The organism is Chondromyces apiculatus DSM 436 (assembly GCF_000601485.1).
Taxonomy (GTDB): Bacteria; Myxococcota_A; Polyangia; order Polyangiales; family Polyangiaceae; genus Chondromyces; species Chondromyces apiculatus.
In genome coordinates, this window is the sequence record NZ_ASRX01000033.1 from 1 (window position 1) to 19,588 (window position 19,588).

Consider the following 19,588-nt stretch of genomic DNA (forward strand, 5'->3'; position numbering starts at 1 on the left):
GCTCCGCCCGCCGCCGCTCCGCCCGCCGCCGCCCCGCCCGCCGCCGCCCCGCCCGCCAAGAAACGCGCCCGCCGACCCTCCTGACATGGGGTTGTCAGCGCCCTGCGCCATGGTGCAGGCGTCCCTCGCGGACACCCATCAGGAGCAACTCCCATGCGTTACAAGATGTTCGGCCAGCGCACCGGCCTCAGGGTCTCCGAGATCGCGCTCGGCGCCGGCATGTTCGGCACCACCTCTGGCTATGGCGCCCCGCCCGACGAGGTCCACCGCATCCTGCGCAGCTTCGCCGACGCTGGCGGCAACTTCATCGACACCGCCGACAACTACCAGCTCGGCGAGTCCGAGCGCCTCATCGGCGAGTTCATCGCCCCCCACCGCGACGCCTTCGTCCTCGCCACCAAGTACAGCCGCGGCGCCACCGCCTCCCCGGCCCTCACCGCCCTCGGCGCCAACCGCAAGGTCATGGTCCAGTCCGTCGAGGCCAGCCTGAAGCGCCTCAAGACCGACCGCATCGACCTCTACTTCGTGCACATGGACGACGGCGTGACCCCCGTCGACGAGATCGCCCGCGGCCTCGACGACCTCGTGCGCGCCGGCAAGATCGTCTACGCCGGCCTCTCCAACTTCTCGGCCTGGCGTGTTGCCGCTGCCGCCCGCACCGCCGACCTGCGCGGCTGGGCGTCCATCGCCGCCGTTCAGCTCGAGTACAGCCTCCTCCAGCGCACCCCCGAGCGCGAACTCCTCCCCATGGCCAGCGCCTTCGGCCTCGGCATCATGGGCTGGTCCCCCCTCGGCGGCGGCCTCCTCACCGGCAAGTACCGCAAGGGCGAGAAGGGCCGCGCCACCGACCTGAAGGCCAGCGTCCTCCACGACACCCCGGCCCAGGACGCCGTGCTCGACGTGCTCCTCGCCGTCGCCGCCGAGATCGGCGCGAGCCCCGGCCAGGTCGCCATCGCCTGGGTGCGTGCCAAGGGCATCCTCCCTGTCATCGGCCCCCGCACCCACGCCCAGCTCGACGACAACCTCGCCGCCACGCGCCTCACCCTCGCCGACGACCACCTCCGCCGCCTCGACGCCGCGAGCGCCGTCTCCCTCGGCTACCCCCACGAGCTGCTCGGCACCGCCGAACAGCGCGCCGTCATGACCGGCAACCGCTGGGACCAGATCGACCACCCCGACCGCCCCGTCGCCTGACGCCGAGGAGCCCTCCATGGCCGCCTACATCGTCTTCCTCCGCGAGCGCACCCACGACCCTGCGCAGCTCGACGCCTACGCCCGCAAAGCCCCCGCTGCCAGCGCGGGCCACGCTCTCACCCCTCACGCCGTCTACGGCCACCACGAGGTGCTCGAAGGCCACGACGTCGAGGGCGTGGCCATCATCGCCTTCCCCACCCTCGCCGAGGCCAGGGCCTGGTACGACAGCCCCGCCTACCGCGACGCCCGCGCCCACCGCCTCCGCGGCGCCGACTACCGCGCCGTGCTCGTCGAAGGCGTGTGACGCGAGGCACCGCGCGGTGCCCCTTCGCTCCGTGACCCCGAAAGCCCTGTGCTATCACGCCCCCGGTGCACGTGACCGCCGGCCGCAGCCTCCCGGGCTCCGGCCGACGCAGCGACTACAGGGAGGATGACGATGATCAGAGTCAGTGCGTTCCGCTGGGTTCCGCCCTTCGCCCAGGGCCTCGTCCGCGAGCTTCGGGTCCGCTGGGCCCTCGAAGAAGCAGGCATCCCTTACGAGGATCTCCTCATCGGCCCCGAGCACCAGCGCACCCCGGAGTACCGCGAGATGCAGCCCTTCGGTCAGGTGCCGGCCTACGACGAAGACGGCCTGGTGATGTTCGAGTCCGGCGCCATCGTGCTCCACATCGCCGAGCGCTCCGAGGTCCTCATGCCCACCGACCCTGTGGGCCGCGCCCGCACGCAGACCTGGATGTTCGCGGCCCTGAGTTCCATCGAACCGCACATCCAGAACCTCTCCATGATCGACATCTTCCACACCAACGAGGAGTGGGCGAAGCTCCGCCGCCCCGGCGCCGTCGCCATGGTGCAGCAGCGCCTGCAGGAACTCGCCACCTGCCTCGGCGACCGGGAGTACCTCGAAGGCCGCTTCACCGCGGGCGACCTGCTCATGTCCACCGTCCTGCGCATCCTGCGCAGCACCGACATCCTGGAGCAGTTCCCCACGCTCGCCGCGTACCGCACGCGGTGTGAAGCGCGGCCCGCCTTCGAGAGGGCGCTGGCCGCACAACTGGCTCCCTTCGCCGCGAACGCGCCCCCCGCCGCGAACGCCGCGCCCCCCGCCTAGCCCCGCCCCTCCCCGATCCCTGCCCCGCGCCCCGGCCCCGTGCGCTGCTTCAGCGCACGGAGGGCGGGGCGTCTCCGATCAGATCTCCCACCTCGCCGACGCCGTGCAGCTCACCGCGTCCAGGGCCCCGCTGTAGGTCAGGGGGACGAGGAGCTGGCCGCCAGAGGCGGCGATGAACACCCCCGGCGTGGAGATGACGGTGCGGTCAGGCGCACCGCCGAGATGGTGCACGACGATGGTGATCGTCGCGTCATCCGACACGGTCGTGGATGAATTGTTGACGAGCTGGGCATTCGGGTTGAACAGGCTCGGATAGGTGATGCTGCACGCCAGGGTGACGGTCTTGAAGATCGCCTGCTCCGCCTCGCCCACCGCTTCCGCCTCTTCCTCCGAAACGTCTCCCGCCTCGACCTCCGTGACCTCGTCGCCCTCGACCGGGGCCGTGCAGCCGGTCATCGCGAGCAGCCCGGTGAGTGCGACGAGAGAGAGCAGCGCCTTGATCATGACAGGTACTCCGTGATTCTTCGTGTGTCGTGTTCGCGTCGTGGTCGCGTCGCGGCGCCGCATGCGCCGTCGCGCGGTCGCAGGAGGTCATTGCAGCCCTCGGGCCAGACCCGTATCGCGCCGGTTTTCCCTGACTTCGGCCGCCACGCCCCACGAAGAAGCCTCGTGTCCCGTGACGGCGACGGCCCTCCCTGTCCCGTGACAGCGTCGCGTCACGTGACGCCTCGTGCCCCCGGCTTTGACACGCCCCGACGGGTGTTGCTATCCACCCGCCCCGGGGTGCTGAGGGACGCGGCCATCATGGCTCCTGCCGCAGCACCACGAACAGGGAGGATGACGATGATCAGAGTCAGTGCGTTCCGCTGGGTCCCGCCTATCGTCCAGGGCCTCGTCCGCGATCTCCGGGTCCGCTGGGCCCTCGAAGAGGCGGGTCTCCCCTACGAGGAGTTCCTCATCAGCCTCGGCCCCGAGCACCAGCGCACCCCGGAGTACTTCGCGATGCAGCCCTTCGGGCAGGTGCCGGCCTACGACGAGGACGGCCTGGTGATGTTCGAGTCCGGCGCCATCGTGCTCCACATCGCCGAGCGCTCCGAGATCCTCATGCCCACCGACCCCGTGGGCCGCGCCCGCGCGCAGTCCTGGATGTTCGCTGCCCTGAGCTCCATCGAGCCGTTCATCGTGAACCTCGCCGAGGTCGACGTCTTCAGCCCCAACGAGGAGTGGGCGAAGCTCCGCCGCCCCGGGGTCGTCGCCATGGCGCAGAAGCGCCTGCAGGAACTCTCCACCTCCCTCGGCGACAAGGAGTACCTCGAAGGTCGCTTCACCGTCGGCGACCTGCTCATGTCCACCGTCCTGCGCATCCTGCGCGGCACCGACATCCTGGAGCAGTTCCCCAACCTCGCCGCCTACCGCGGGCGGTGTGAAGCGCGGCCCGCCTTCGAGAAGGCGCTGGCCGCACAACTGGCCCCCTTCGCCGCGAACGCGCCCCCCGCCGCGAACGCCACCGCGTAGCCCCGCGTAGCCTCGCCCCGCAGCACTTCGAGGTGCGTGCTAGAGGTGGGCCCACGCACCTCGCCCGCCGTCTCGCCCCGCCACGCGCGCCCCTTCACACGATCCCCCGCATGCGCAGCTCGGACGTGCGCACGGGCTTGTACACCGCAGGAGCGCCGAGCTCGAGACGCGCGCGGACCTCGTCGAGCGGCAGGGTGAGCAGCGCCTCCCAGTCCTGCGCCGGGAGCCATTCGGCCGCGCGCCCGCGCCGGAAGCCGTCCAGCAACAGGTCGCTGATCCCGAGCGGGAACGTCTTGGCCAGCCCTGCCACCACCAGCATCGCGATCGCCGTGTTCCAGTGCTGGCCCAGGAAGAACGCCAGCAGCGCCAGCTCACCGACCACATCGCCCTGGTAGCCCGTGGCCGCGTGCCACAGGTCGTGCGTGTCGCGCATGCGCCGCTGCACGTACCCGATCTCCGTGTCGTGCTGGTGCATGGCGCTCGGCGCGCTCGCGTCCCGGATCCCTTCGGCGGAGATCCCCTCCCTCTCGACGAACTCCAGGTACGCGCGCCCGAGCGTCCCCGCCGGGAGCGCGCGCAGCGCCGCGCGGTCGGCGAGGAGCGGCACGATGTCCCGGCGCTCGCCCAGCAGCGCGCGCCCTGTCTCGCAGCGTCGAAACCCGCGCAGCAAGCGGAACGGCGCAGTGCCCGCCATCGCGTCGGTCAGCGCGAAGACCATGGGCAGATCATCGGGATCGCGGAGCAGGACCCGCACCGCGCGGAGCGCACGAGGCAGGTCGTACTGCGGAAGCACGAGCGTCATGGATACCTCCTTGATGTACTGACGGGACAGCCCACAGGGCCACGAAATTCGCAGGTGGAAGCGCCCTACTCCCGGATCACGCGCCCGAGCAGCTTCCAGTACGAGACGGGCGCGACGCGCTCGATCACCGAGAGCGCGACCGCGTCATTCCCGACGAGCACCCGCGCCTTCCGTCGCTCGACGCCGCGCACGATCGTCTCCCCCGCCACCTCGGGCGGCAGCCTGAGGTGCTTCTTGAACGCCGCGCGCTGACGCGCGACCTCCTCGGCGGGAGCGCCGGATGGCGCGCGGGCGCTCTCGGAGATCGCGGTCGCGACCCCACCCGGATGCACCACGGTGACGCCCACGCGCGACCCTTCCAGCTCGTGGCGCAGCGACTCCGAGAAGCCCCGCACCGCGAACTTGCTCGCCACGTACGCCGCCTGGCCCGCCGGAGCGATGAGCCCGAACACGCTGGACAGGTTGACGATCCGCGCGTCGTCGCTCGCCCGCAGCACCGGCAGGAAGGCGCGCGTCATGCGCACCACCCCCCAGAAGTTGATGCTGAACAACCACTCGAAGTCTTCCTCGCTCACCTGCTCGAACGTCCCCCCCACCGCGACCCCGGCATTGTTGACCAGCAGATCGACGCGGGGGTGCTCGCCCGCGATCCGCGCCGGGAAACCCGCGACCGCCTCCCGATCGGAGACGTCGAGCCGGTGCTCGCTCACCCGCAGCGCGGGCGCGCGACCAGGGCGCGCCGTCTCCACGAGGCGCGCCGTCTCCGCGAGGCCCGCTTCGTTCACGTCGGCGAGCGCGAGGTGGCAGCCCCGACGCGCGAGCGAGATCGCGATCGCGCGGCCGATGCCGCTCGCGGCACCCGTCACCACCGCGGTGCGGCCTTCGAGGCGCAGCCGGTCAACCATGACTCACCTCCGTCGCGACGAGCGGATGCACGGCGCGCGCGGCCACCCCCGGCTCGGCCACCCCCGGCTCGGCCCTCACCGGGTCGACCCTCACCGGGTCGGCCCTCACCGATGCGGCCGTGGCAGCGCGCCGAACGTGGCTGGAGAACCGCAGGTTCGGGTCCGCCACCGAGCCCTCCCGGAGCAGCTTGGCATCGGCCTCGTAGTCCATGGTCATCAGCCACGGCGCCCGGTCACCCTGGCGCGGCAACGTATCGATCGACCGCTGCACGTAGCCCGCCGCAAAGTCGAGCAGCGGCCGCCGCGGCATCTCCGGATCGCCCAGCTCGGGACGGCAGATGGTGTGGCCCTGGTCGTCCATGTACCCGAGCAGCCGGCAGAAATGCTCGCACAAGAGGCCCACCTTGAGCGTCCACGAGGCATTGGTGTAGCCAATGGCGAACGCGAAGTTCGGCACCCCGCTGAGCATCATCCCCTTGAACGCCACCGTATCGGGAAGGTGCACCGGCACCCCGTCCACGGTCATCGCGATGCCCCCGAACACCTGGAGGTTCAGCCCGGTGGCGGTGACGATGACGTCGGCCTCGATCTCCCGCCCCGACTTCAGCGTGATGCCCCCCTCCGTGAACGTCTCGACCCCGTCGGTCACCACCGACGCGCGCCCGCTGCGAATGGCCTTGAAGAGGTCCGCATCAGGCACCACGCACAGCCGCTGATCCCACGGATCGTAGGGTGGGTTGAAATGCTCGTCGACCGGATACCCCTCCGGGAGCTGCTTCGCATTGATGTGCCGGATCAGCCGCCGCGCCAGCCGCGGGTAGCTCTGACAGAGCCGCCAGATCGCGCGCTGCATGGTGACGTTCTTCCGCCGCGTGATCTCGTAGGCCTGCTCGGCGGGCAGGTACTTCCGCAGCAGCTTCGCGATGGCATCCCCCGAGGGCCTGGGCAGGATGTACGTGGGCGTGCGTTGCAGCATCGTCACGTGCGCTGCCTTCTCCGCCATGGCCGGCACCAGCGTGACCGCGGTCGCGCCGCTCCCGATCACCACCACCCGCTTCCCCGTGTAGTCGAGATCCTCGGGCCAGTGCTGCGGATGAACGATCGGCCCTCCGAACCGCTCGGCGCCCTCGAACCGGGGCGAGAACCCCTGGTCGTAGCGGTAGTAGCCCCCCGCGCAGAACAGCCACCGACAGGCGATCTTCAGCCGCTCGCCGCTGTCGCCGCGCTCGACGTCGACCACCCACTGCGCCTCCTCGCTCGACCAGGCCGCGCCGAGCACCTTGTGGTGGAACCGAACCTTCCGATCGATCCCGTTCTCCGCGGCAGCCTCGCGCAGGTAAGCGAGAATCGCGTCCGCCCCGGCGATCGCCTTGTCGCTCACCCACGGCTTGAACGCATACCCGAACGTGTGCAGGTCCGAGTCGGAGCGGATGCCGGGATAGCGGAACAGATCCCATGTGCCCCCGGTCGCCCCGCGCGCTTCGAGAATCGCGTACGACGTCGATGGGTGCTCCTTCTGCAGGTAGTAACCCGCCCCGATCCCCGAGATGCCCGCGCCGACGATCAACACGTCGACGTACTCGTGGGGGGTTGTGACGCGCTTCGTGGACATGCTGTGCTCCATGGCTTGGCCGGAGTTCCGGCATTGCCGAGGTTCCGGCATTGCCCAGGTTCCGGTAGTGCCGGGGTTGAGGCCTGGCGGGTCGAGCCCACCCCTGCCTGCAAGACGAACCGTGGAGAAGCATGCCCCGAGGAGCGGGGTGCATGCCGCCCCAAAGTTCGCTAGGAGTGGTGCAGGATGCACCACCGCCATGAAAAGCCGGGCGCGTGGCCCTGGCCGCGCCCCTCGAAGCGTGTGCGCGAGTTGATCCGGCGCGGCGCCGAGATGGTGCTGAACGGCCCCCCGGAGTGGCTCGAAGAAGTCGACCGCGCGACGCTGTCCATCGAGAACATGAAGGCCATCGCCGACGACCCCGTCCTCGCCGCGGCCACCCGCCGCACGAACCGCGCGAACCTCTTCCACTGGGCGTCCTCCAACCTCCGCGACCCTGGCGCCCCGGTCGCCGCCAACCTCGGCGCCGAGCCCCTCGCCATCGCCCGCGACCTCGTCCGCCGCGGCGTCACCGAGTCCGCGCTCCACGCCTACCGCACCGGCCAGAACGCCGCCTGGCTCCGCTGGATGTCCATCGCCTTCGACCTCACCTCCGACCCCGACGAGCTGCGCGAGCTGCTCGAAGTCTCCGCCCGCTCCATCTCCTCCTTCATCGACGCCACCATCGCCGACATCTCCGCCCAGATGCGGGCCGAGCGCGACGAGCTGACCCGCGGCACCCACGCCGAGCGCCGCGAAGTCGTCGCCCTCCTCCTCGACGGTGCCCCCCTCGACACCCACCACGCCTCCCAGCGCCTCGGCTACAAGCTCGACCAGCCCCACCGCGCCGCCGTCATCTGGAGCGACCAGCCCGAGTCCGACCTCGCCTCCCTCGAAGCCGCCGCCGACGCCCTGACCCGCGCCACCAGCACCCAGCGCCCCCTCCTCGTCGTCGCCAGCGCCGCCACCCTCTGGGTCTGGGTCCCCGGCGCCACGGAACCCGACCTCGAACGCCTGCGCGCCGCGACCCGCCACCTCCCCGCCATCCGCATCGCCCTCGGCTCCACCGGCCGCGGCATCGAGGGCTTCCGCCGCAGCCACCTCGACGCCCTCACCACCCAGCGCATGGTGGCCCGCCTCAGCTCCGAGCAGCGCCTCGTCACCTTCGACGAAGTCCGCCTCGTCGCCTTGATCACCCGCGACCCCGAGGCCGCCGACCAGTTCGTGAAGCACACCCTCGGCGACCTCGAACCCGCCAGCCCCGAGCTGAAGGCCACCCTGCTGACCTTCCTCGACGAAGGCTGCAACGCCTCCCGCGCCGCCACCCGCCTCCACACCCACCGCAACACGTTGCTCCGCAGGCTCGCCCGCGCCGAAGCCCTGCTCCCGAGACCGCTGGAGCAGAACCGCATCCACGTCGCCGCCGCACTGGAAGTGCTCCGGTGGCGCGCGAGCGGCGCGTGACATCTCCGGCCGCGCCAGACCACCCTGGAGCACCTCGACCCTCCGCGGCAGGGTGACCCTGGCCTGGTGCAGGAGCCGCTCTCGACACCGACGTGACGGTCGTGCCACAGTCGTGTCGAACGAGGGAGACCAGGACGAAGGCGCGGGGGCGCTCCTTCCACGTCCGGCAGTCACCTGCGAGAAAGGTGGATCCACCCATGGGCCTCGGAGATCCTCGCAACGTCTTCATCACGCACGACATGCGCCGGGTCATGGCTGACCCCTATGCCATGGCGTTCGCAAGGCAGACCCTGTTCGAAGCCAGGCCGCTGCTCCGCTACGCGCAGCTCAGCAACGAGGGCGTGGTGCGGGAGCTCGCCGCCACCCCTGCCGCCGCCGTCGCCAGCCAGGTGACGCTGCACTTCAACGGCAGCTTCCTGGTCTGGCGAGAGGCTCAGCGCGGCAGGATCCAGAGACACTCGTGGAGCGCCGTCTCGGGCAGGCCGGGCTACCAGGACAAGAGCCACCAGGGCCTCGCCGACCAGGGCCCCATCCCCGAAGGCGCCTGGATCGTCCGGCAGTCCGAGTACCAGTCTGCCGTCGACCGCTCGTTGTGGGAGAAGACCAAGAACGCCATCGGTCGCGGCAACTGGCCGGGCGGGGCGCGCTCCTGGGGCCTGCACCGGGTGTGGCTGCACCCCAAGCCGGGCACGGAGACCTACGGCCGCAGCGGCTTCTCCATCCACGGCGGGAGCGTGCCCGGCTCCGCCGGCTGCATCGACCTGACCGACCAGATGGAAGCCTTCGTGAGGCTGTTCCTCGCCTGCGGGAGAGACCTCGACCTCACGGTCGCATACCCGTAGGCCCTCGCGCGTCGCGGAAGGCAGCAGCGCCTTCAGAACCCCCAAACGACAGCACCGGCGCACGCCTTCAAGGCGCCGCCGGTGCTCCACCCCATGCAGGGGTGTTGTCTACGCCGTCAGGTGACGGCTCTCAGCCGCGATTGCGGCCCGCGCGATTGCAAGCCCCCGTCGCGCTGGCGGGCATCATGCTTGGAGGCAATCGATCAACCCGCGACCGACACGGGCCCCTCGTCCTCCCAGTGAGCTGCGGCCTTCCTCACGCCAGCCTGCTTTGGCGCCGCGGCCCCCGACTTCCCCGGCTCATCCCCAGAAGGAGCAGGCGTCTCCGGCTTGCCGGACCCCTCCGCCGCCTCCTTCTTGGCCTTGCGGGTCAGCTTCCCCTTCTTCGCCGGGGCGAGCTGATAGTCGATGACCTGGTTCAGCGCATTGAGGATCTCCCCACGGTCCGGCGACACCTTCGCGCGCCGCCGCGCCTGAGCCGTGATCTCCCCGATGGCTGCCGCGATGTCGTGCCCGAGCACGTAGACCGTCTGCTGCAGGTTGTCCGTCATCTGCTGTGCCGCAGCGAGGAACATCAGCACCGTGCGGTACTCCGTGATGCGCGCGCGGAGCCGCTCCACGTCGCCCTCGTTGAGCCCAGCCAGCTCGATCTGTGCCTCTGTGAGGACCATGATGTTGTTCATGGCCCTGTCATGGTGATTTCGGAGCTTGAGCACCTTCGACAGGTCCGCGCCGTCCACGTACTTCAGTAAAACGCCGCGCGCGTCGATGTGCATCTCACCCGGATCGGGTTGAGTAGGTCCAGCCACTGTCCATTCCTCCCAGTTGATAGGGGATTGGTTGCCCTCGGACGACCATGTCCGGGTCATCCAACCGCTGCGCAATCTGCTCTGCGATTGTTGACCTGTAAATAGGGGAGAATGCAGAAACTGAAAATAATCTAGGCACGGCGTATGCGTTGGTTTCGTGAGAGCCGCGCGTGACGAGGAGCGAGATGAGGAAGGAGAGCGAAGGAGGAGAGCGGGATGTGTTTGGATGTGTGCTGTCGAAAATTGGACGCTTGGTGGGCCAAAATCTGGAACGGCGATTGCGTTGGCTTGGATCTGAGGGGGGCAGGGGCTGAGGAGGGCGCCGTGGCGTCGAAAGCCTGCTCCGGAGGTGGTATCTAAAGTTAGACGCCTGTGGGGAGGATTGCTGGAACGGCGATTGCGTTTGGGTGGAATCGCTTCCGGCTGGAACGCCGGGCGTCATCGATGAGGGGCGAGGGTGTCATCGATGAGGGGCGAGGGTGTCATCGATGAGGGGCGAGGGTGTCATCGATGAGGGGCGGGGTGTCGTTGATAAGGGGCAGGGGTGTCGTCGATGAGGGGTGAGGGTGTCGTCGATGAGGGGCGGGAGTGTCATCGATGAGGGGCGAGGCGGCCATCGATGAGGGGCGAGGCGGCCATCGATGAGGGGCAGGGGGGTCGAGAATCAACATCGACCCGCCACATACGCCGATCTTGAGGCCGTACCTGGGGGGCGAGGTGCTGTCCCCCTCTACCGCCAAGCTGGATCGTGGCGAGAAACTCGAGATGTACCGACGTGGAGGGCGTGGCATGGATATGGCTCGTGGGCCCGCGCACCAAGGTGCTGGAGGTCCACCACCAAGGTGAGGACGGGCGGTATGCGAAGCAGGTTGAGCACCGCGGGAATGCGGTGGTGAGTGTTTGCCCGGAGGTCAATGACCGGCCAGACCGAAATCTGCTTCCCAGGGTCTTGCAGTCCGACCAGGCCGACACATGTTCTGGGACCCTCAAAGATGGGCAGGGGTAGAGGAGGCCCAGGGTACCCGTATGCAGCTTACAGACCAGCAGCTTGGCTTTTACAGCGAGAACATTCTCGCTTTCAGCCGTGAGGACAAGAGGAAGTACCAGAGTCAGATAGATAACCTGAAGGAGAAGTTGACGAACGCGATTCATGCGAACTCGTCACTGCGGATCACGAAGATCAATCAGGCAGGATCCTGGCGCAAAGGCACGGCCCTCAAGCCGAAAGATGGGTTCGAGATAGACATCGATCTCATCGTCTACCTCGACGTAGCCGAAGCGACTCGTTCAGATGTCAGCACCCTGCACGGGATAATCGTCGGTCTCCTCCGTGACGTTTACGGCTCGAAAGCGTCCGATGATTTCAAAGAGAGCAAGAAGACCGTCGGCATCGAGTTTCGCACCTCAGGGTTGAAGGTCGACCTGGTACCGGTCATCCCGGTGCAGTCGCCTGCCGACTACGTGTGGCAGCCGGAGGTGGGTGGCGGCGGATCCTTCTTGACCTCGCCGACCAAGCAGCTTGGCTTCGTCCTCGCGCTGAAGGACCGCGACCCGCGGTACACCTCCGTGGTCCGCCTCCTCAAGCGGTGGCGCAACATGGCGGAGCTCAGAGACGAACTCTCGTCGTTCACGCTGGAGCTCATCTGCGCACACATCGTCGGTACACAGGGCCCTCCGCCCCGGATCGAAGAGGGGTTGCTTCGCGTGCTGACCTACATCGCGACCACGGAGCTGAAGCAGCCAGTCTCGTTCGCAGACGCCATCCGATCCTGTCCTTCGACGGCGAGCCCCGTGCGGATCTTCGATCCGACGAACAACGAGAACAACGTGACGAGCCGCCTCGGTGAACAGGAACGCCGTACGATCGTCGCTCGTGCCGCTGACGCACTGGAGACACTCAACTACGCGAGGACCGTGGACGCCAAGGGGACCACCATGGAGTGCTGGAAAGAGGTGTTCGGTCCCTCTTTCAGGATCGAGGAGGTCTGACGGTGGCGACATATACCGAGACTGCGACCTATACACGCACTGACGTGGCCAAAGTCTTCGAGAGTTTCGAGGCAGACCTCTGTCTCATCGCGAGAACGACCGGCCTCTATGAAGAAGGCCATGCTCGTACGATTGCGCATGACTTGCGGATGTGCGCCAGCCATGCGTATCTGAAGAAAGCGCACATCATGCTCATTGGTAGTAACGGGCAGACCAAGCGTGTGCATGAATATGAAGTGTCAACGGATGCGTCGAGCTGGGATGCGCAACGACCCGCGGGTAATATCTGGCAATCGCAGCCAGGGGACCAGCTCCAGGTTGTGATGTGCTGGAACGAGGCGTGGGCCTGCTTGCAGTCAGATCGGCAGGAGCAGTTCAGGAAGCAGCTCAAGCTTCAATGGTCAGCATCCAAGATCGACACCTCCCACCCTGGACTCGTGACGGTGACCACGCGCACGTACACGAGCAATGCATACGGATTGAAGAGAGAAACGCGAGAGAGGCCCTGAATGAGCGATGTACTTCGTTTCGAGCTGGACTGCGAGCTTCCGGATCCAGGTATCCGGGAGAGGACGGAGCGTCTCATCGGATTCGAACCTCGCTTCGAGCGCGCGCAACGTGACCTCCTCATGCTGCTTGCACCAGATGAGATCCGGCGCTGGAGCAAGAGGAAGCACCACCGTGAGCTGCCGGTGTGTGGGATCCTTGCAGACCGCTACCCGCTCATGATCTTCCACGGAGATGTCGGGACCGGGAAGACGGCGACGGCCGAGGGGATCGCCAACCGGATCTCCGGCGCGATCGAACAGAATGCGCGGCTCATGAAGCTGAGCACCCGGGTTCGCGGCCGCGGTCTCCACGGCGAGATGTCGAAGCTCGTGGGTGAAGCGTTCGATGCCGTTCGCGCAGCCGCAGGCAACAAGGGGCGCGTGTTCCTGGTCATCGACGAGGCCGACGCGCTCGCCGCGTCGCGGGAGGGTGCGCAGCTTCACCAGGAAGAACGCGCAGGAACGAACACGCTGATCCAGAAGATCGACGAGATGCGCGCCTTGAAGGGGCGGGTGCTCGTCATCCTCTGCACGAACCGGCTGCACGCGCTGGATCCGGCCATCGTGCGCCGTGCTGCGAGGATTGAAGAGTTCACGAGGCCCACGGAGGATGAGCGACGAGAGCTACTCCGCCGCGATCTGGATGGTCTTGAACTCACGGAACGTGATCTCGAACGTCTCGTAGCGGCGACCGGTCCAGACCCGAAGACCGGTCGGCCTGGCATGACGTTCTCGGATATCCGGACGCGCTTTCTGCCTGCAGCCGTATCTGAAGTGTTTCCAGAGCATCCCCTTAGCTGCGACGTACTCCTTCGCGTCGCGAAAGCAACGATGCCAAGTCCCGCAATCGTGTGAGCCACGGGTAGCGTGGAATGAAGCGTCAGGATGAGGCACATGTCGCTGGAAGGTAAGTTCGTCGGGATCGACGGAAGCGCCGCGCCCGAGGCCGACCCGGGGCTTCGGGCGCGCTCCCATCGCATGATACGAATGCTCGCGCGCAACATCTTCGCCGCTGGCGGAGGCATCGTGACGCTCGTCAACGGCGACCCTAGGGTTGACGAGGGTGACCCGGATAGCGCGCTGATTTTCATCTGGACGCTGCTCGCCGAGGTTGACGCATACAAGGATCGGCCCGGCGACCGGCTGCTTGCTCGTGTCGTCGGCTCGCCGAAAACTCTCCTCGAGCGAATCCCTGCTCACCAGCGCGATCTCTGGAACCGCCTCGTCGACTCTGGTCGCGTCCGGATGACCCTCGTGGAGGATGAAGCCCATTTCGGGGGAAACCTGCGAGAACAGCAGTGCACTCTGGCCGATGCGCTCGTGGTGGTCGGTGGAGGTAAAGGCGTCTCACATCTTGCTCACCGCCACATGAGCCTCGGCCACCCGGTGATCCCTCTCGATGCGCAGATCGGAGGTATGAGCCATGACGGGGCAGGCGCTGCAGGCCTGAACAAGGAAGCGCTGGTCAATCCAGGCCGTTTCACACCCATCGCGTCCGAACAGTTTCGCCTGGAACTGTCGCGGTTGTCCTTTCACCTCGGCGAACCGCTCTCCGTGGACGAGATGGCGGGGCGCCTGGCCAGGCTTCTCGCGAAAGTGCTCGAACCGCCTCCTCTCACCGCCGCGCTGACAGCCGCGCAAACGATTTCCGTCACTCAGGGTTCGACGGGACCTCAGAGCACCGAGGTCACTCTCACTGTTCGGAACGTGGGCAGCGGCCCGGTCGACTGGCCTCAAATCGAACGTGTGTGTCGCGAACAGATGACGCTGGGTGGCGGGCCATGGCGTACTTCTGAAGAGCAGGCCAGGTTTGCACTAACGCGGGAGCAAGCAGAGCGGCTGCTGGATGGCGCGCATGAAGGGCTACTGGACCCGTGTGCTGGCCAAGGCAATGCCGCTGTGCTCGAAGTCCATTTCGGTTCCGAGCGAGTTTATGAGGTGTGCCCAGCCCTGACCGTAACCGGCGCAACAAGCAGGGACGTTGGCTGCGCCAGGATACGTCGCGCTCTCGCTCAGACGTCTGTGCTCATGGTAACCGTGACAGAGACTGAGAGGGACGCACTACTGGCGCAAATGGTGCCGGCCGGTCGCGCGAAAGAAGTCCTGCGCGGTTCAGTCTCGGAGGCTTCGAAGGTTACATTCCGAGTCGGGCAACTCGGCAGATACCGAGTCGCCCATGTCGAGACGACGATGGGATCGGCCGCGCGCCGCGGTGCGCTCCTCACAGTGAAGAATGCATTCGATGAATTGAAGCCCAAGGCAGTGATTGCTGTGGGGATTGCGTTCGGCATGAAGAAAAAAAAGCAGAGGCTTGGGGACGTTCTTGTCGCTGAAACAATGGCCCCCTATGAACTCGCGAAGGTCGAGAGCGGGGGCTCGATACAACGCGGACAGCAGCTTCCATGCGGAATTCGTCTTTCGGAGCGGTTTGCAGCCCGGATCGATGACTGGAAGCTGGAGCGCTGGGGCGTACCCGTCGGGGTGCATCAAGGTCTGGTGCTATGCGGCGAGAAGGTGATAAACCACGACAAATTCCGTGACGAGCTGGCTGCGTCATACCCCACTGCAATCGGCGGTGAGATGGAGGGGGCGGGTGTTTACGCGGTCGCGCAGAATGAGGGTGTCGAGGCCATCCTCGTCAAAGGTATTTGCGACTGGGCTGACGGCCACAAGAACGATGCGTCACAGCCGTTTGCAGCCCATGCGGCAGTGTCGTTGGTCGAGCATGTGCTGGGCAAACCAGACGTGCTCGGCGTTCTAGGCATTAAGGAATGCGCGCCCTCGAGGAATGGTAGGACTAGATGAACGGCGAACGGACATGCCTGGGAAGAGATCCGCGGCCGTGCTTGCGGCGCGCCGCGGTGATTGCCGATGCGCGTGCGCTCTTTGCCGCGCCCCCTTCCTGAATCCTGAATCACCTGCCTCGGTCGCGCAGGATCCTGCCTTGACCGGCTGAACGCCTGTCGATGGGCCATGCGGCCCCCGCCCATTCGCCTCGCGCTACACGGCGCGGATGCTGACCGGCACGAACTTGTGGAATGGGGTGCGGGCGAGGGGGTCGCAGTGCTCGCTCGCGGTGAGGCGGTTCAACTGCGGACCGTTGGGGGGGCCGCCCTGGTAGCGCATGCCGTAGCCGTGGGGCAGCGTGACCATGCCGGTGCGGAGGGCGTCGTCGAGCTCGATGGTGACCTCCAGCTCGCCGCGCTCCGAGGCGCAGATGGCGCGTGAGCCGTCGGTGAGGCCGTGGGCGCGGGCGTCGTCGGGGTGCATGCGCATCGCGCCGTCGCGGTCGACCCGGCGCCATTGCGGGTCGCGGTAGATCTGGTTCGCGTTGTAGGAGCGGCGTTCGCCCGCGAGCAGCACGAAGTCGTGGGTGGGGAGCGGCTCGTCGACCAAGGCATGGAGCGCGGTCAGCATCTCCGGGACATCGAGGTGGATGCGGCGATCCGCGTGGCGCAGGAAGGACCAGGTGTCGTCGTACTCGTGGCGGGTGAACAGGGTGCCCTCGGGGCGATCGAGGATGGCCTGGAACAGGTTCACGCCCAGGGTGAAGCGGTTGCCTTGGTGGCCCGCGGCCCGCACGGCGCGGGCGTCTCGCGAGGCGACGCCCAGGGCGAGGGCGAGCAGCGGCGCGGCGGCGGCGGGCGAGACGCGCCCGTCTTTCGCGCGCGCGGTGGTCAGCGCACGGCCGAGCGTCCGGTAGACGATGGAGGCGGCGAACGGCGCCCACCGGGGCCTGGCGGTGAGCGTCGCCCCGAGCGCTGCGAGGAAGCCCGCGTGCCTGGTGAAGGCGGGCTCCTGCCTGGCGATGCGTTCGAGGAGCGGGAATGCGTCCGGGATTGCGCCCATGGCCGCGAGCAGGCGGGTGTAGATCTCGGGCTCGGGCAGGGCCTCTCCACGCGGAGGGAAGAGGGGGTGACGGAGCTGGAAGGCGTTGTCGGGGAACTCGAGGTTGAAGCCGGTACATTCCCACTTCTCGAACTGGGAGGCTGCCGGGAGGACGTAGTGGGCGAGGCGCGCGGTCTCGGTCATGGCCACGTCGACCACGACGAGCAGCTCGAGCTTGCCGAAGGCGCGCTCGTAGGCCTCCGTGTCGGCGCCGCTCATCACCGGGTTGGCGCTGTCGACCCACATGGCGCGGAGGCGGTCTGCGCCTTCGTGCTCGATCTCGCTGGGGAGGATGTTGGGCGGGTAGAGCCCCGAGATGGGGAACATCCTGTGGCGCGCGGTCCGGACGTGCCTGTCGCTGCGCTCGTCGGTGTGACCGAGGATCGGCAAGAAGTGCGAGTGGAAGCTGTTGCCGCCTCGCTTCCCGAAGTTGCCGGTGACGAGGAAGAGCAGCTTTTCGAGGTAGGAGTTGAGCGTGCTGTGCAGGCTCTGCTGGATGCCGAGATCGGCGCGCACGCAGGCGCTCTTCGCGGTCGCGAAGCCGCGCGCGACCCGCTCCACGTCGGCGAGCGGAACGTCGGCGATGCGCACGAAGTCCTCGACGGGGACGGCACGCAGCGCCGCCTCCAGGGCAGGGAAGCCGGTGCAGCGCTCGCGGAGGAAGGCGCGGTCGTGCAGGCCTTCGCGGACGATGATCGCGAGGATGGCCGCCATGAGGAAGGCGTCGGTGCTCGGGCGGAGCTGGAGGTGGACGTCGGCCTGGCGGGCGGTCTCCGTCTTGCGAGGGTCGATCACGACCATGGTGCGCGCGGGGTTCTTCTTGAGGTCGCGCAGCGTGTCGCGCGCGTTGGGGATGCCGTGGGCCTGGAAGGGGTTCGTGCCGATGAACATCACGAACTCGGCGTGCTCGACGTCCTCGGTGGTGTGGCAGCGCTGGTCGCCGAACAGGCGGCCATTCAGCCAGAAGTCACCCGTCTTCTCCTGGGCGAGGGCGCTGTAGACGAAGCGGCTCTTCATCGCCTTGCCGAGCTGACGGCTGTAGGCGCCCCCGAGGTGGTTGCCTTGGCCTCCTCCCCCGTAGAACGCGAAGGCGCGGCCACCATGGGCGTCACGGATCGCGTTGAGCCGCGCGGCGATCTCGGAGAGCGCCGTCTCCCACGACACGCGCACGAACGTGCCATCGGGCTGGCGACGTAGCGGGTGCTCGAGGCGATCGGCGTGGTCCTGGTAGTAGGTGAGCCGCGCCGCCTTCTGGCAGAGGTAGCCCTTCGAGACCGGATGCGCGTCGTCCCCACGCACGGTGCCGATGCGGCCGCCGCTCGTCTCGACGCGCAGACCACAGTTGCGGGAGCAGAGGATGCAGGCGGTTTGCTCGACTTGAGTCATGGGAACACGAACGCTATCCTATTACCCACCATCATGCGATACCAGCCTGAGCACAGGGACCGGTCGAGGGCGAAGCTCGTGAGCGCGAGCGCTGCCCTGGCGAAGCGGGCTGGCTTCGGCGCGTCCGGCATCGACGCGCTGGCGAAGGCGGCGGGGCTCACGAGCGGTGCGCTGTACAAGCACTTCGCGGGCAAGGACGCGCTGCTGTCCGCCATCGTGGAGCACGAGTTCGCGGCCACGACAGCGCGGTTCGCGCGCCTCGACGCCGGGCAGGTGCTGGTCGCGGTCGACGCCTACCTGAGCCTCGCGCACGTCCGGCACCCCGAGGGCGGGTGCCTCCTGCCGTCGCTCGCGCCCGAGGTGGCCCGCGCATCGAGCGCGACACGCGCGATCTACGAGGAGAAGCTGGCGGAGCTGACGTCGACGCTGGAAGCCAAGGTGGGCGACCGCGCGCAGGCCGCAGCGCTGCTGGCGCTCTGCGTCGGCGCGGTGGTGGTGGCGCGTGGTCTGGAGAGCGATGCCGCGCGAACCGAGATCCTGGAGGCGGCGCGCACGAACGCACGCCGGCTCCTCGTCGCACCTGTCGCTGCGCCTATCGTTGCACCTGTCGCTGCGCCTGTCGCTGCGCCTGTCGCTGCGCCTGTCGCTGCGCCTGTCGTTGCACCTGTCGCTGCGCTGGAGCGCGCTGAGGAGGAGCCGACCGCGCGATGAGTCCCCGCGGTGACGCGCTCGGTGCTCACGGTGTCGTGCGTCGTCGGCCTCCGGATCAATCGCGCAGGATCCTGCCGGAGATGACGCCGTTCCCGATGTGGACGGCGCCCGGGACGCTCGACTTGAGGATGCAGACCGCGCTCGGGCCGTGGAAGCCGGGCGGGGCGTAGGTGAAGGACTGGCAGGCGGCGTCCTGGGAGCACGCATAGGCGCAGTCCACTTCCCAGCCCCGGCTGAGGTTGAAGACTGCGTAATCGCCGCCGGGGCGGTCGTAGCCGACGTCGAGCTGGGTGCTGACCGAGGGGCTCCGGCAGGGGGACTGGCCGAGGCTCTGGCCGTCGGTGTCGGAGGCCCAGAGGGGGCTGCCGCCAGGGGAGTAGACCACGGCGTTGCCGTCGGACTGCATGTCCATGACCGAGCCGGGGTGGCCCCAGGTGTCGGACGACCAGATGGGGACGCCATCCCAGTCGTACATGACGAAGTTGCCGTCGGTCTGCATGGCGACGAAGTAGCCGCTGCCCACGGTGTTGGTCTGCCAGAGATAGCCGGTGCTGCCGGTGCCGCCAGCGACGACCAGGTTGCCGTCCGATTGCATGCGCATGCGGTAGTAGCAGCCGGGAGCGGTGACGCGCTGGCCGGGGAAGAGGAACTCGTCGGGGCTGAGGGTGCCGTCGGCCTGCGCGATGCTCGGCGCGGCGGCGAGGGTGGAGACGGCGAGGGAGAGGGCGAGGGCAAGCTTCTTCATGGGGGTGTCCTTCTCGTGCGAATGGCTGGTCGGAGCCGGTGTCGTGCAAGGGCATTCGCAAGGGGCGGGCCAGCGATGCGGCGCGCGGGAA

General features: G+C 67.9%; 18 protein-coding genes. 11 read left to right on the top strand and 7 right to left on the bottom strand.

What is annotated here, in order from left to right; all coding sequences use genetic code 11:
- The first annotated feature begins 153 nt into the window (after positions 1-153).
- The 3 genes from CAP_RS21285 to CAP_RS21295 all read left to right on the top strand — a co-directional run bounded on the left by CAP_RS21285 (position 154) and on the right by CAP_RS21295 (position 2,302).
- Positions 154-1,194 (top strand): aldo/keto reductase, encoded by a 1,041-nt coding sequence (locus CAP_RS21285; RefSeq protein WP_044244018.1) that lies wholly within the window; start codon positions 154-156, stop codon positions 1,192-1,194.
- A gap of 16 nt (positions 1,195-1,210) precedes the next feature.
- Positions 1,211-1,498 (top strand): DUF1330 domain-containing protein, encoded by a 288-nt coding sequence (locus CAP_RS21290; protein ID WP_044244020.1) that lies wholly within the window; start codon positions 1,211-1,213, stop codon positions 1,496-1,498.
- Positions 1,499-1,630: 132 nt separating this feature from the next.
- On the top strand, positions 1,631-2,302 hold the full coding sequence (locus tag CAP_RS21295) for a glutathione S-transferase family protein (RefSeq protein ID WP_044244022.1): 672 nt from the start codon (positions 1,631-1,633) through the stop codon (positions 2,300-2,302).
- A gap of 78 nt (positions 2,303-2,380) precedes the next feature.
- Here the strand turns inward: CAP_RS21295 and CAP_RS21300 are convergent, their stop codons facing one another.
- On the bottom strand, positions 2,381-2,806 hold the full coding sequence (locus CAP_RS21300) for a hypothetical protein (RefSeq protein ID WP_044244023.1): 426 nt from the start codon (positions 2,804-2,806) through the stop codon (positions 2,381-2,383).
- Positions 2,807-3,145: 339 nt separating this feature from the next.
- On the opposite strand from CAP_RS21300, the gene CAP_RS21305 reads away from it, so the two are divergent.
- Entirely contained in the window at positions 3,146-3,817 is a 672-nt protein-coding gene (locus CAP_RS21305; RefSeq protein ID WP_044244024.1) for a glutathione S-transferase family protein, read from the top strand.
- Between the two features lie 94 nt (positions 3,818-3,911).
- Here the strand turns inward: CAP_RS21305 and CAP_RS45185 are convergent, their stop codons facing one another.
- The 3 genes from CAP_RS45185 to CAP_RS21325 all read right to left on the bottom strand — a co-directional run bounded on the left by CAP_RS45185 (position 3,912) and on the right by CAP_RS21325 (position 7,136).
- Positions 3,912-4,619, bottom strand: coding sequence for a Coq4 family protein (locus CAP_RS45185; RefSeq protein ID WP_052375612.1), 708 nt, complete (start codon positions 4,617-4,619; stop codon positions 3,912-3,914).
- Between the two features lie 65 nt (positions 4,620-4,684).
- Positions 4,685-5,524, bottom strand: a complete 840-nt coding sequence (locus tag CAP_RS21320; protein WP_044244026.1) for an SDR family NAD(P)-dependent oxidoreductase — start codon at positions 5,522-5,524, stop codon at positions 4,685-4,687.
- Positions 5,517-7,136 (bottom strand): flavin-containing monooxygenase, encoded by a 1,620-nt coding sequence (locus CAP_RS21325; protein ID WP_081865122.1) that lies wholly within the window; start codon positions 7,134-7,136, stop codon positions 5,517-5,519. Before CAP_RS21325 ends, CAP_RS21320 begins: the two co-directional genes overlap by 8 nt.
- Before the next feature lie 186 nt (positions 7,137-7,322).
- Between CAP_RS21325 and CAP_RS21330 the strand changes: the two genes are divergently transcribed.
- Both CAP_RS21330 and CAP_RS48465 read left to right on the top strand, forming a co-directional pair.
- Positions 7,323-8,579, top strand: coding sequence for a PucR family transcriptional regulator (locus tag CAP_RS21330; protein ID WP_044244027.1), 1,257 nt, complete (start codon positions 7,323-7,325; stop codon positions 8,577-8,579).
- Between the two features lie 197 nt (positions 8,580-8,776).
- Positions 8,777-9,421 (top strand): tlde1 domain-containing protein, encoded by a 645-nt coding sequence (locus CAP_RS48465; protein WP_052375613.1) that lies wholly within the window; start codon positions 8,777-8,779, stop codon positions 9,419-9,421.
- Between the two features lie 203 nt (positions 9,422-9,624).
- Here the strand turns inward: CAP_RS48465 and CAP_RS21340 are convergent, their stop codons facing one another.
- Positions 9,625-10,230 (bottom strand): hypothetical protein, encoded by a 606-nt coding sequence (locus CAP_RS21340; RefSeq protein ID WP_156041007.1) that lies wholly within the window; start codon positions 10,228-10,230, stop codon positions 9,625-9,627.
- Between the two features lie 1,026 nt (positions 10,231-11,256).
- On the opposite strand from CAP_RS21340, the gene CAP_RS21345 reads away from it, so the two are divergent.
- The 4 genes from CAP_RS21345 to CAP_RS52440 are packed head-to-tail and all read left to right on the top strand — an operon-like array spanning position 11,257 to position 15,572.
- Positions 11,257-12,219, top strand: a complete 963-nt coding sequence (locus tag CAP_RS21345; protein WP_044244030.1) for a CBASS oligonucleotide cyclase — start codon at positions 11,257-11,259, stop codon at positions 12,217-12,219.
- A gap of 2 nt (positions 12,220-12,221) precedes the next feature.
- Positions 12,222-12,728, top strand: coding sequence for an HORMA-1 domain-containing protein (locus tag CAP_RS21350; protein ID WP_044244031.1), 507 nt, complete (start codon positions 12,222-12,224; stop codon positions 12,726-12,728).
- The gene (locus tag CAP_RS21355; RefSeq protein ID WP_044244032.1) at positions 12,729-13,622 is read left to right on the top strand and encodes an ATP-binding protein; all 894 of its coding nucleotides are present in this window, start codon (positions 12,729-12,731) and stop codon (positions 13,620-13,622) included.
- A 39-nt stretch (positions 13,623-13,661) separates the two neighbouring features.
- The gene (locus CAP_RS52440) at positions 13,662-15,572 is read left to right on the top strand and encodes a phosphorylase family protein (protein ID WP_197041290.1); all 1,911 of its coding nucleotides are present in this window, start codon (positions 13,662-13,664) and stop codon (positions 15,570-15,572) included.
- Between the two features lie 195 nt (positions 15,573-15,767).
- Here CAP_RS52440 and CAP_RS21365 read toward each other — a convergent pair whose 3' ends face one another.
- Positions 15,768-18,041 carry a molybdopterin-dependent oxidoreductase gene (locus tag CAP_RS21365; protein WP_044244036.1) on the bottom strand — a complete coding sequence of 758 codons (2,274 nt, stop codon included), beginning with the start codon at positions 18,039-18,041 and terminating at the stop codon, positions 15,768-15,770.
- Between the two features lie 33 nt (positions 18,042-18,074).
- On the opposite strand from CAP_RS21365, the gene CAP_RS21370 reads away from it, so the two are divergent.
- Positions 18,075-18,752: a TetR/AcrR family transcriptional regulator gene (locus tag CAP_RS21370; protein WP_052375614.1), complete on the top strand. Its 678-nt coding sequence runs from the start codon at positions 18,075-18,077 to the stop codon at positions 18,750-18,752.
- Between the two features lie 55 nt (positions 18,753-18,807).
- Here the strand turns inward: CAP_RS21370 and CAP_RS45195 are convergent, their stop codons facing one another.
- Entirely contained in the window at positions 18,808-19,497 is a 690-nt protein-coding gene (locus tag CAP_RS45195; protein WP_052375615.1) for a PAN domain-containing protein, read from the bottom strand.
- Positions 19,498-19,588 lie beyond the last annotated feature (91 nt).